Here is a 12,620-nt window from a genome sequence, read left to right on the forward strand (position 1 = left end):
AAAGAGTTAGGGGTGTAGCGGGTTCCTGTGCGGGCTTACTGGTGCAGCCCGCACTCGGTCTTGGCGGAGAACGCCCAGCGCCCGGCGCGGGGGTCCTCGCCCTCTGCCACGGGCATGGTGCAGGTGGCGCAGCCGATGGAGGGGTAGCCCTGGCGGGTGAGCGGGTGGATGATCAGGTTGTTGTCCCGCTCGAACGCCTCCGTCTCCTCCAGGGTCCAGGTGACCACCGGGGAGATCTTCAGCCGGCCGGTGGCGTCCAGGCTCAGCGCGGGGGCCTCGGCGCGGGTGGGACCGTCGGCGCGGCGCAGCCCGGTGATCCAGCCGGCGTACGGGCTCATGTGCACGGCCAGGGGCTCCACCTTGCGCATCCGGCAGCAGGCGCCGGGCGCGCGCAGGTACAGGTTCGGCCCGTAGACCTGGTCCTGCTCGGCGCGGCTGAGCTGCGCCTTCGCTCGAACGAGGCGGTGGGAGGGGTAGCGGCGCTCCACCTCGTCGGCCACCTCGAGGGTCTCAGGGAAGTGGTACTGGGTGTCCAGGAACAGGAAGTCCGCGCCGGGCAGGTGGCGCTCGGCCAGCTCGGCCAGCACGGTGTTCTCCATCGACAGCGTCACCACCAGCGGCCCCGGGGCGTGCTCGTGGGCCCACTCGAGGATCGTCTCGGCGGGCGCGTTGTAGAGCTTGTCGGCCCACTGTTCCACCAGGAGCGCATTCTGCTTCTCGACGCCCCCTTCCAACGCCTCAGTCTCCTTCGGGCCGTCCGGGCTGATCTCGGGGTCCCGGTAGTTGCGGCCGCCCGCGGCATCCAGCAGGTTGATCATCGCGCGGCCCCCTTCACCAGCTCCGGCGCGCGGCGGGCCAGGGAGGCCTGCAGCGCCTCCTCCGTGGACGGCGCGGCGGCGTGCGGCGCGGCCGGGTCGTCCTGGCCGTGGAACTTCACCTCGTACACGCGCAGGCACTCGCCGCACTTCCAGGCAAAGTCCGTCTCCTCGTTCGGCAACAGCTCCTCGCCGCCGCAGTACGGGCAGAAGGTGGGGTGGTTGCGGTTCGGGTTTGGTTCGCGGCGAAAGCTCATCGCAGATCCTCCTCGTCGGCTCGTTGCACCCAGGCGCGGAACGTCTCACCATTCTCGCGCTGGTCAACGTAGTTTTGTACCACGCGCGTGACGTACTCGCTGAGCTCGGAGGACAGCACCTTGTGCCCGCGCAGCTTGCGGCCGAAGTTGGCGCCCTCGCCGATGGTGCCGCCGAGGTGCACCTGGAAGCCCTCCACCTTCTCCCCGTCCGGCCCGGCCACCATCTGACCTTTCAGCCCGATGTCGGAGACGTGGTGGCGCGCGCACGCGTTGGGGCAGCCGTTCAGCGAGATGGAGATCGGGGAATCCAGGTCCCCGAAGCGCTCTTCCAGCTCATCCGCCAGCTCGATGGCGCGGGACTTGGTGGTTACGTGCGCCAGCTTGCAGTACTCCAGGCCGGTGCAGGAGATCAGGCCGCGGCGGAACTCGCTGGGCTCGCTGGACAGGCCCATGCGCTCCAGGTCCAACTTCAACGCGTCCACGTCCGCCGGGCTCACGCCCAGCAGGAGCAGCTCCTTGAACGGGGTGAAGCGCAGCTGGTCCACGCCGTAGCGCTCCGCCAAATCCGCGACCTCGATGAGCTGCTCGCCGGACATGTGGCCCAGGGTGGGTTTGACGCCGATGTAGACGTTGCCGTCCTTCTGCTCGTGCACGCCGATGTGGTCGCGGTCCACGAGGTTGTTGGGGGCGTGGGGGCCGTCGGCAAGCGCATAGCCCAAGTACTCCTCCTCGAGCACGCGGCGGAACTCCTCAATCCCCCACTCGGCCACGAGGAACTTCAGCCGGGCGCGGTTGCGCAGGCGTCGGTAGCCGTAGTCGCGGAAGATGCGCACCACGTTCGCCCACACCTCGGGCACCTGCTCGAGGGTGACAAAGGCGCCGAGGGACTGCGCCAGCATGGGGTTGGTGGACAGGCCCCCGCCCACGTAGCACTCGAACCCGGGGCCGAGCTCGGGGTGCTCAACGCCGATGAAGGCGAGGTCATTAATCTCGTGCACCACGTCCTGGCGCGCGTTGCCGGAGATGGCGGACTTGAACTTGCGCGGCAGGTTCTGGAACTCCTCGTCGGTGAAGATCTCCTGGATGCGGCGGATGGCCGGGGTGGCGTCGATGATCTCGTCCTTGGCAATGCCGGCCACCGGCGAGCCCAGCACCACGCGCGGCACGTCGCCGCAGGCGTCCCAGGTGTTCAGCCCGTGCTGCTCCAGCTTGTCCCAGATGGCCGGGACGTCCTCCACCCGCACCCAGTGCAGCTGGATGTTCTGCCGGTCCGTCAGGTCCACGGTGGAGCGGGCGTAGTCGCGGGAGATTTCGCCAACGGCGCGGGCCTGGGTGGTGGAGCAGATGCCGCCGTCGAAGCGCACCCGCATCATGAAGTACTTGTCCTCCAGCACCGAGTTGTCCTCGCCCGTGTGCTCGCCGCCGAGGTTCTGCTTGCGCTGGGTGTACAGGCCCAGCCACTTGAAGCGCGGGTAGAGGTCCTCGCGCGCGATAGAGTCGAAGCCCTGCTTGGAATAGGTATCGATCACCCGCTGCTTCACGTCCCAGATCTCGGACTCCTGCTTGAGTTCCTCGTCGTGGTTAAGCGGCGCGGTGCCGTCCACCCGCCACTGCCCCTCGGGCTTGCGGGCGCGGGTCCGCTTCACTGCCGGTGCGCTCACGGCCGCTCCTTACTCTGAACTGATCGGTCTATTGCATCGCTTATCGACGCACACTAGGAGGAAGCTTGCCGTACCGGGCGGTCTACCGCAAGGACGTGTGCCGGGCGGGGTTCATGTCCTGCGGGTTTGGCGGTGAATGAAATGGGTTGGAGGGGAGGAAGGGGGCGTCGATAAGCGAAAAATGCCCCCTGGATAAAAATCCCGGGGCGTTTACAGACAGCCCGGTCTATCGGCTATATTGGCCAACGAGAACGAACCACCGCTGTGAAAGGACCCTGCGACCTATGAGCTTGCGTGTCGCCGTTGTTGGCGCCGGACCCGCCGGCATTTACGCCTCGGACCTGCTGATCCGAAACCAGGAGCACGACATCCACGTGGACCTGTTCGAGCAGATGCCCGCCCCCTTCGGCCTGATCCGCTACGGCGTGGCGCCGGACCACCCGCGCATCAAGGGCATTGTGAAGAGCCTGCACAACGTGCTGGACAAGCCGAAGCTGCGCCTGTTGGGCAACATCACCGTGGGCCGCGACATCTCCATCGACGAGCTGCGCGACTACTACGACGCCGTGGTCCTCTCCACCGGCGCCGTGCGCGACCGCGAGCTGCTGGTGCCGGGCGGCGAGAAGTCCATCGGTGCCGGCGAGTTCGTGGGCTTCTACGACGGCAACCCGCGCTTCGAGCGCAACTGGGACTTGAGCGCCAAGGAAGTGGCCGTGATCGGCGTGGGCAACGTGGCGCTGGACGTCTCCCGCGTGCTGGCCAAGACCGGCGACGAGCTCCTGGTCACCGAGATTCCGGACAACGTCTACGAGTCCCTGCGCGGCAACCAGGCCGAGACGGTGCACATGTTCGGCCGCCGCGGCCCCGCCCAGGCCAAGTTCACGCCGAAGGAGCTGCGCGAGCTGGACGAGTCCGAGACCATCCAGGTGCTGGTGGACCCGGAGGACATCGACTACGACGAGCTGTCCGAGGAAGTGCGCCGCGCCGACAAGTCCGTGGACCTGGTGTGCCAGGTGCTGGAGCAGTACGCCATGCGCGAGCCGGACGACTCGCCCCACAAGATCCACATCCACTTCTTCGAGGAGCCGGTGGAGGTGCTCACCGACGACGCCGGCGCCGTGGTGGGCCTGCGCACCGAGCGCCAGGAGCTCGACGGCCAGGGCGGGATCCGCGGCACCGGCAAGTTCACCGACTGGCCGGTGCAGCAGGTCTACCACGCCGTGGGCTACCGCTCCGAGCCGGTGGAGGGCGTGCCCTTCGACCTCGAGCGCCACGTCATCCCCAACGACGGCGGCCACGTGCTCGCCTCCGCCGAGGAGGGCGCCGGCATCGAGAACAAGCTGTACGTGACCGGCTGGATCAAGCGCGGCCCCATCGGGTTGATCGGCAACACCAAGTCCGACGCGAAGGAGACCACCGACATGCTGGTGGCCGACGCCGCCGCCGGCGCCTTGGCCGCGCCGTCCCACACCGGCGAGGACGACATCTTGGACCTGCTGCGCTCCCGCGGCGTGGACTACACCACCTGGGAGGGCTGGTACAAGCTCGACGAGGCGGAGCGCGCCGCCGGCGCCGCCGACGCCACACGCCCGCGCGAACGCAAGAAAATCGTGGAGTGGGAGGACATGCTCTCGCACTCCCGCGCCGGCGGCGGCGTCGGCCACCAGCATGTCGGTGGTCTCCTTCGCGTCGGACTTGGTCGATACGTACACCGAATCGACACGTCCGTGCGACGTGTCGATTTTTCACGTCAAAATCGGCATGTCCGCGCCTGGGGGTTGGATTCGCTCAGCGCCGCGTGAGAATTGTGAGCGCCTCGGTGTTGAGGAACACCTTCGAACGGCCAACTTTCAGCTCTTCCAGAATGCCTGCATCAACGAGTTGTGATAACCACATGGACGCGGTTTGTCGCTTGGCTAATCCTGCTGTGATCACATCCGCGATGCGGATATATGGCTGAACGAACAGCAGCTCTGTCAGTTCCGCAGCAGGGGTAACTCCCGCATCGCGCACACGTGCTGTCGTCGAGTCTTGGAGGGTTCGAAGGTCATCAACGAGCGCGCTGGTGCGCCGGGCCGACTCAGCCACCGCGCCCACCATAAATAGGATCCACTCCTCCCACGCCCCCTCGGCCGTCACCGCGCGAAGGAGGTGGTAGTACTCGGCTTTGTTGTCCACAATGACCCCGGACAGGTACAAAACCGGCAGCGTTAGCACCTCTTCTTGCAAGAGAAGCAAGATGTTGAGGATACGGCCGGTGCGGCCGTTGCCGTCGTAGAACGGGTGAATAGCTTCAAACTGGTAATGCGTAACCGCCATTAGCACGAGCGGATCGAGGCCGTGCTTTGAATAGATGAACCGCTCCCACGCAGCCAGGTGCCGTTGGATCGTATCGATACCCTCCGGTGGTGTGTACGCGCGGGTGCCGGATACCGGATCACCGATATAGGTGCCCGGGGTTGAACGCAGATGGGCTTGGCCACCCTGGAGGATTGAGCACAGCTCAACAGCTACCCTTTCCGACACCGGCCGGTCATCGATGAGGTTGACACCTCTCCGAAGTGCGTCGCGATACCTCAGGGCCTCTTTCGTCGCCGGGGTTGGTTCTTGGTCAACGCTCCACTGCGCCCGGAACAATTCGTCGTTAGTGGTGACGATGTTCTCGATCTCCGTCGAAGCCTGCGCCTCCCGTAGTGGAATAGTCGAGGTGATAATCTCCGGGTTTGGAATGAGCCTGCACGCGGTGTTCAACGCAGCAAGTTCGCTCCGCGCATCGATGACAGCCTTGAGCACCCTCGCAGTTTCCAACACCTGCTGCGGTGGCAGCGGGGGCAAATGGTTATGCGGCTTCGCCGGATCAAACTCCACCTTTTCAGCGTCCATGTCGAAAGAATAGACACGTCCGTGCGACGTGTCGATTTTTCGCGTCAAAATCGACATGTCCGGTCGGTCTAGCTGCTGACCTGGGCCGATTTATGCCCGCCGCCAGCTTCGACCCGGCTCACACTAGGATTCCCCCGGTATCCCTGAACAAAGAAAGGCGAACCGTGAATCTGATCCGCCTCACCGCCCGATTTGGCAGAAGCTACGCGGGCGAAATCACCGCTGTGATCGTGTTACAGCTGGTCACTACCCTGGCCACGCTGTACCTGCCGGACCTCAACGCGGACATCATCAACAACGGCGTCGCGCAGGCGGACGTGGACTACATCTGGAGCGTCGGCCGGACGATGCTCCTTGTGGCGCTGCTGCAGGTCGCGGCGGCGGTCGCCGCAATGTGGTTCGCGTCTCGCGCCGCGATGCGCACGGGCCGCGACATCCGCACGGCGGTCTACGAACGGGTTTCCAGCTTCGACAGCGAGGACATGGCCCACTTCGGCACCGCCACCCTGATCACCCGCGCCACCAACGACGTGCAGCAGGTGCAGATGACGTTCCTGTTGTTCCTCAACTTCATGGTGGCGGCGCCGATCATGGCCGTCGGCGGCATCATCATGGCGCTGCGCCAGGACGCGGGGATGTCCTGGCTGGTGGTCACGGCTGTGATCGTCCTGACCGTGGTGGTGGGCATCATCGCCGCCGTGCTGATGCCGCTGTTCAAGCGGATGCAGGCCAAGCTGGACAACATCAACGGCTTGCTGCGCGAGCAGATCGCGGGCATTCGGGTGGTGCGCGCATTCGGCCGTGAGGACTACGAGGCGGCGCGCTTCGCGGAGGCGAACCAGCAGATCACGCGACTGAGCCTGAACATCGGCCGCGTCTTCGTCACCATGTTCCCGGTGATCATGCTGATTCTGAACCTGGCCACCGCCGCCGTGCTGTGGTTCGGCGGCCACCGCGTGGATCAGGGCCTGGTGGAGGTGGGCTCGCTCACCGCGTTCATGCAGTACCTGATGCAGATCCTCATGGCGGTGATGATGGGCGTGTTCATGCTGATGATGCTGCCGCGCGCCATCGTCTGCGCGGACCGCGTGGAGGAGGTGCTGACGCACGAGGCCGGGCGCGTTGCGGGGGGCAGTGCGGGGGCGGGCGGGGCGCCAATAAGCAAAGGCTCCGTCCGGTTCGCCGACGTCTCCTACACGTACCCGGGCGCGGAGCAGCCGGTGCTGGAGCGCGTCTCGTTCGAGGCGCATCCCGGCACCACCACGGCGATCATCGGCGCGACCGGCGCCGGCAAGACCACGTTGGTGGGGTTGCTGCCGGGGTTGTACTCACCTAGCTCGGGGCAGGTGCTTATCGACGCCACCCCCGTCACCGCCATCCCCCGGGAGGACCTAGTCGGCGCGGTGGCCATGGTGCCGCAGAAGCCGTGGCTGTACTCCGGCACCGTGGCGAGCAACCTGCGCATGGGCAAGGCGGACGCCACCGACAAGGAGCTGTGGGACGCCCTGCGCATCGCCCAGGCCGACTTCGTGGACAACCTGGAGATGCCCATCTCGCAGGGCGGCACCAACGTGTCCGGCGGGCAGCGCCAGCGGCTGTGCATCGCGCGGATGCTGGTGTCGGATGCGAAGGTGTACGTCTTCGACGACTCGTTTAGCGCGCTCGACGCCCTGACCGAGGCGAAGCTCAACGCCGCGATGCGCGAGACCGTGCGGGACAAAACTGTGATTGTGGTGGCGCAGAAGGTGTCCTCCATCCAGCACGCGGACCAGATCCTGGTGATGGAGGCCGGGCGCATCGTGGCGCGCGGCACGCACGAGGAGCTGCTCGCATCCAGCGAGACCTACCGGGAGATCGTCGACAGCCAGGCGGAGGTGCGCGCGTGAGCGAGCAGATGACGGACGAGCAGCTGGCCGAGTACGAGGAGAAGATGGCCGGCGACCAGTTCTCCAACAACGCGCCGCGCAAGGCGAAGCGGTTCTGGCCTTCCGCCAAGCGGCTTTTGGGGCTGCTGGCCCCGCACAAGGCGGCGCTTGCGGCCGTGCTGGTGATGAACGCGGCCTCGGTGGTGCTGGCGGTCTACGCCCCGCGCGTGATGGGGCGCGCCATGGACGTGATCTTCTCCGGCGTGGTGTCCAAGCAGATGCCGCCGGGCACCACGCGGGAGCAGGCCGTGGACGGCCTGCGCGCCGCGGGGCAGGATCGCTTCGCCGATATGGCCGCCGCGATGGACCTCCACCCCGGCTCCGGCATCGACTTCGACCACCTGCGCGAGCTGATTGTCACCGTGCTGGCGCTCTACCTGCTCTCCAGCCTGCTGATGTGGGCGCAGGGCGCGATTTTGAACCGGCTGGTCATGCGCACGGTGTTCGACCTGCGCGAGCGGGTGGAGGCAAAGATCAACCGCCTGCCCCTGCGCTACTTCGACACCCGCCAGCGCGGCGACGTGATGAGCCGCACCACCAACGACGTGGACAACGTGCAGCAGGCGCTGCAGCAGTCCCTGGCCTCCCTGTTCAACGCGGTACTCACGCTGGTGGGCATCATCGTGATGATGTTCGCCATCTCGTGGCAGCTGGCGCTGGTGGCGCTTCTGGCCATCCCGCTCACCGGCGCGGTGATGGGCGTGGTGGGCACGCGCTCGCAGGCGCAGTTCACCACCCAGTGGAAGGCCACGGGCGAGGTAAACGGGCACGTGGAGGAGGCCTTCTCCGGCCACGACGTGGCGGTGATCTTCGGCCGCACCGACCAGCTCCGCACCGAGTTCGACGCCCGCAACGAGGAGCTCGCCGGGGCCGCGCAGAAGGCGCAGTTCCTGGCCAACTCGATGCACCCGACCATGCAGTTCATCTCCTACCTCTCGTACGTGGCCATCGCGGTCCTCGGCGGGGTGAAGGTGGCCTCCGGCAAGCTGACCTTGGGCGACGCCACCGCGTTTATCCAGTACTCCCGACAGTTCAACCAGCCGCTCGGCGAGATCGCGGGCATGATGCAGATGCTCCAGTCCGGCGTTGCCTCCGCCGAGCGCGTCTTCGAGTTGCTGGACGCCGAGGAGGAGGGTGAGGAGGGTGCCCCGGGGGCGTCGGCAAGCAAGCGCGCGGAGGGCCTCGTGGAGTTCCGCGACGTGGCCTTCTCCTACACCGACGAGCCCCTGATCCGGGACCTGAACCTGCGCGTGGAGCCCGGCCAGACAGCGGCGATCGTGGGCCCCACGGGCGCCGGCAAGACCACGCTGGTGAACCTGATCATGCGCTTCTACGACGTGGACGCGGGCGCCATCACCCTCGACGGCACCGACATCCGCGACATGAGTCGCGCCGAGCTGCGCTCCCAGATCGGCATGGTGCTCCAGGACGCCGTGCTGTTCAAGGGCACGATCATGGACAACATCCGCTACGGCAAGCTCGACGCCACGGACGAGGAGGTCATCGCCGCCGCGAAGGCCACGTACGTGGACCGCTTCGTGCGCTCGCTGCCGGACGGCTACCACACCCAGGTGGACCAGGACAGCGGCTCCATTTCCGCCGGCGAGCGCCAGCTGATCACCATCGCCCGCGCCTTCCTCTCCCAGCCCGCACTGCTGATCCTGGACGAGGCCACCTCCTCGGTGGACACCCGCACCGAGGTCTTGGTGCAGCAAGCGATGAACGCCCTGCGGTCCAGCCGCACCTCCTTTGTGATTGCGCACCGCTTGTCGACGATCCGGGACGCCGACGTGATCCTGGTCATGGATCACGGGCGGATTGCCGAGCAAGGCACGCACGAGGAGCTGCTGGCGGCGAAGGGCGCCTACTACCGGCTGCACCAGTCCCAGTTCAGCGGCGATGACGCAAGCGGCGACTAAGGTGGGTCCCATGAGCTCCGCCTTCCAGCCCGACCACATCCGCCTGTCCGACGCCGAGCGCGCCGACGCCATGAGCGCGCTCGGTCATGCCCTCGGCGAGGGCCGGCTCACGCTGGCCGAGTACGACGAACGCTGCCGCGACGTGGCCGCCGCCCAGCTGCGATCCGAGCTGGAGCCGCTGTTCGCGGACATCCCGCAGCGCCCGGGCGAGCACCGGGCGGGCGAGCACGAGGCGGGGGCGCCGGCCGGGGTGCCCGCGCCGCAGGCCCCCAGCGAGATGGCGGTGTACACCGCCCGCGAGGTGGTGGAGACCAGGCGCCAGGGGCAGAAGAAGCGCTTCGGCGCGTTCCTTTTGGGTTCCATCGGCTCGCTGGCCGGGGTGATCGTGTTCGGCAGCGCCCAGCTCGAGGTCCTCGCCGGGCTCACCTTCCTGCTCATCCCCACCCTGTTCGTGCTGCTCTACGTGATGAAGGTGGGCCCGGACGACTGGTACACGCCGACGGTGAGGCAGTTGGAACGGTATCGTCGACAAGCGATGCGCGCACAGCAACTCGAGCTGGAGACGCAGCGCAAGCTGGAGCGGCAGGACCAGCTCAACCAGCTGACCGGCGACGCGATCGGGCTGGCCCAGAACACGGTGAACCGCTTCAAGCCGCGGGGCTAGGATTGCCCCATGCAAAAGCACCGCCACTTCGATCAGGCCGAGAAACTCAAGAACGTCTTCTACGACATCCGCGGCCCGGTGTCCGCCACCGCGGAGCAGATGGAGCGCGACGGCCACACCATTTTGAAGCTGAACACCGGCAACCCGGCCATCTTCGGCTTTGAGGCGCCGGACGTGATCATGCGCGACATGATTGCCAACCTGCCCACCTCGCAGGGCTACACCACCTCCAAGGGCATCATCTCTGCCCGGCGCGCAGTGGTGACGCGCTACGAGGTGATCGACGGGTTCCCCGCCTTCGACGTGGACGACGTGTACCTGGGCAACGGCGTGAGCGAGCTGATCAGCATGGTCACCCAGGCACTGCTCAACGACGGCGACGAGATCCTCATCCCCGCCCCCGACTACCCGCTGTGGACGGCCGCCTCCACGCTGGCCGGCGGCAAGGTGGTGCACTACCTGTGCGACGAGGAGGATGACTGGAACCCCTCGCTGGAGGACATCCGCGAGAAGATCACGCCGCGCACCAAGGCGATCGTGGTAATCAACCCGAACAACCCCACCGGCGCGGTGTACTCGCGCGAGGTGCTGGAGGGCATCGCCGACATCGCGCGCGAGCACGAGCTGATGGTGCTCGCCGACGAGATTTACGATCGCGTGCTTTACGACGACGCCCAGCACACCTCCATGGCCGAAGTCGCCCCCGACCTGTTGTGCGTGACGTTCAACGGCCTGTCCAAGGCGTACCGGGTGTGCGGGTACCGCGCCGGCTGGATGATCATCACCGGCCCGCGCCGCCGCGCCCACGGCTTCATCGAGGGCCTCGACCTGCTCGCCGGCACCCGCCTGTGCGCGAACGTGCCCGGCCAGCACGCCATCCAGGTGGCGCTCGGCGGCCGCCAGTCCATCTACGAACTCACCGCCGAGGGCGGGCGCCTGCACAAGCAGCGCGACGTGGCGGTGAAGAAGTTGCGCGAGATCCCCGGCGTGTCCGTGGTGGAGCCGAAGGGTGCGCTCTACTGCTTCCCCAAGGTCGACGCCGAGATGTACAACATCCACGACGACGAGAAGTTCATGCTCGACCTGCTCAAGGCCGAGAAGATCCTGATGGTCCAGGGCACCGGCTTCAACTACCCCACCCCGGACCATTTCCGCGTGGTGACCTTGCCGTGGGCGTCCCAGCTGGAGAACGCCATCGAGCGCCTGGGCAACTTCTTGAGCGACTACCACCAGCACTAAGTTTCGCGGTTCCAAAAAATTGCCAAACTTCCACGCGGAAGTTTGGTGGTAGGCTTGCGCGTCATGGCGTGGGCACGGGTTGAGTACGAGACGCTGCCGTGGGTGAGCGGGGGTCGAGAGCTCTCCCGCCGCTCCGCGCGGAACACGCCGCGCACATACGAGAGCGCGCTCGTCCCCCCAATCGCGCATGCGAAGCTCGAGCTCCAGGGCAGTACCGTTGCGCTGGTAGAGCAGGCCGCTATCGCCGCTTCGCGTTTCGACGCTACCGAGGCTCACCGCATCCTGCCATTCACTCCGCTGTTACTGCGCAGCGAATCGGTGGCGTCGAGCCGAATCGAGCACCTCACCTCCTCCGCGCGCAAAATCCTTGAAGCTGAAGTGACCGGCCGGGGCAGCGCCAACGCCGCGTTGATCGCGGCCAACACCCGCCAGATGGCGGCCGCAATCGAGCACAGCGGTGCGACGGTTGAAGGCATCCTCGAGATGCACCGGGTCCTGCTCGCGGAATCGGCCCCAGACATCGCCGGCGCGTTTAGGCAGCAGCCGGTGTGGATCGGCGGAAGCGACCATCATCCCGGCGGCGCGTTGTTCGTTCCTCCCCACCAACGCCATGTCGCAGGGCTGGTGGCTGACCTCGAGGCATTCATGGCTCGGCGCGACCTCCCGGTGCTTGCACAAGCTGCAATCGCGCACGCCCAGTTTGAAACCATCCACCCGTTCGCCGACGGCAACGGACGCACCGGTCGCGCACTCATGCACGCGATCCTGCGGGCGCGGGGTGTGACCACCAGTGTGGCCATGCCCATCTCTGCGGGACTGCTTGCCCGGGTGGAGGATTACTTCGCTGCGCTGGATGCCTACCGCGACGGCAATGTGGAACCGATCGTGAAGTTGACGGCCCACGCCACTCTCGACGCCGTGGACCGCGGATCCTGGTTAGCTGCCGGGCTGCTGGACATCCGCGCGGAGTGGGACAGCATCCTCACCGCGCGCAAGGACGCCCTGGCGTGGCAGGTGCTCGACCTGCTCATCCGGCGGCCTGTGCTCACCACCGCAGCCGTGACGGAAGAGTTCGCGGTGTCAGCGGAGACTGCCCGCAACGCGTTGGACCGCCTGGAAGCCGACGGAATTGCCGTTTCTTCCCAGGTGGACAAGCGCCAGCGGGCCTGGCGCTCCCCTGACGTGCTTTCGCTTCTCGACGACTTCGCCGCCGCAGCCGGCCGCCGCACCCCGGGCTAGCCGGGGTGCGCGTCGCTC

At 66.7% G+C, this 12,620-nt stretch carries 9 protein-coding genes and 1 pseudogene; 6 read left to right on the forward strand and 4 right to left on the reverse strand.

Features of this window, described 5'->3' with window-relative positions; genetic code table 11:
- Window positions 1-35: 35 nt before the first annotated feature.
- The 3 genes from BN4252_RS06320 to BN4252_RS06330 are packed head-to-tail and all read right to left on the reverse strand — an operon-like array spanning window position 36 to window position 2,733.
- Complete coding sequence (locus tag BN4252_RS06320) at window positions 36-818, reverse strand: phosphoadenylyl-sulfate reductase (protein WP_066527753.1); 783 nt, start codon at window positions 816-818, stop codon at window positions 36-38.
- Window positions 815-1,072 (reverse strand): hypothetical protein, encoded by a 258-nt coding sequence (locus tag BN4252_RS06325; RefSeq protein ID WP_066527756.1) that lies wholly within the window; start codon window positions 1,070-1,072, stop codon window positions 815-817. The genes BN4252_RS06320 and BN4252_RS06325 overlap by 4 nt, the downstream gene beginning before the upstream one ends.
- A complete protein-coding gene (locus BN4252_RS06330; RefSeq protein WP_066527759.1) occupies window positions 1,069-2,733 on the reverse strand; it encodes a nitrite/sulfite reductase in 1,665 nt (554 codons plus the stop codon). The genes BN4252_RS06325 and BN4252_RS06330 overlap by 4 nt, the downstream gene beginning before the upstream one ends.
- Before the next feature lie 284 nt (window positions 2,734-3,017).
- Between BN4252_RS06330 and BN4252_RS06335 the strand changes: the two are divergent.
- A pseudogene (locus tag BN4252_RS06335) lies at window positions 3,018-4,376 on the forward strand (FAD-dependent oxidoreductase); the annotation flags it as partial.
- Window positions 4,377-4,521: 145 nt separating this feature from the next.
- On the opposite strand, the gene BN4252_RS06340 reads toward BN4252_RS06335, so the two are convergent.
- On the reverse strand, window positions 4,522-5,673 hold the full coding sequence (locus BN4252_RS06340) for a Fic family protein (protein WP_066527761.1): 1,152 nt from the start codon (window positions 5,671-5,673) through the stop codon (window positions 4,522-4,524).
- Window positions 5,674-5,780: 107 nt separating this feature from the next.
- Between BN4252_RS06340 and BN4252_RS06345 the strand changes: the two genes are divergently transcribed.
- The 5 genes from BN4252_RS06345 (at window position 5,781) to BN4252_RS06365 (ending at window position 12,602) form a co-directional block, all read left to right on the forward strand.
- Window positions 5,781-7,502: an ABC transporter ATP-binding protein gene (locus tag BN4252_RS06345; protein ID WP_066527762.1), complete on the forward strand. Its 1,722-nt coding sequence runs from the start codon at window positions 5,781-5,783 to the stop codon at window positions 7,500-7,502.
- 8 nt (window positions 7,503-7,510) lie between these two features.
- Window positions 7,511-9,460 (forward strand): ABC transporter ATP-binding protein, encoded by a 1,950-nt coding sequence (locus tag BN4252_RS06350; RefSeq protein WP_187370939.1) that lies wholly within the window; start codon window positions 7,511-7,513, stop codon window positions 9,458-9,460.
- A 10-nt stretch (window positions 9,461-9,470) separates the two neighbouring features.
- Window positions 9,471-10,124: a DUF1707 SHOCT-like domain-containing protein gene (locus BN4252_RS06355; protein WP_066527771.1), complete on the forward strand. Its 654-nt coding sequence runs from the start codon at window positions 9,471-9,473 to the stop codon at window positions 10,122-10,124.
- Window positions 10,125-10,133: 9 nt separating this feature from the next.
- Complete coding sequence (locus tag BN4252_RS06360; RefSeq protein ID WP_066527774.1) at window positions 10,134-11,363, forward strand: pyridoxal phosphate-dependent aminotransferase; 1,230 nt, start codon at window positions 10,134-10,136, stop codon at window positions 11,361-11,363.
- A gap of 63 nt (window positions 11,364-11,426) precedes the next feature.
- Entirely contained in the window at window positions 11,427-12,602 is a 1,176-nt protein-coding gene (locus BN4252_RS06365; protein ID WP_066527776.1) for a Fic family protein, read from the forward strand.
- The last annotated feature ends 18 nt before the right edge of the window (window positions 12,603-12,620 follow it).

Origin of the sequence: Corynebacterium bouchesdurhonense (assembly GCF_900078305.2) — a bacterium.
GTDB lineage: Bacteria > Actinomycetota > Actinomycetes > Mycobacteriales > Mycobacteriaceae > Corynebacterium > Corynebacterium bouchesdurhonense.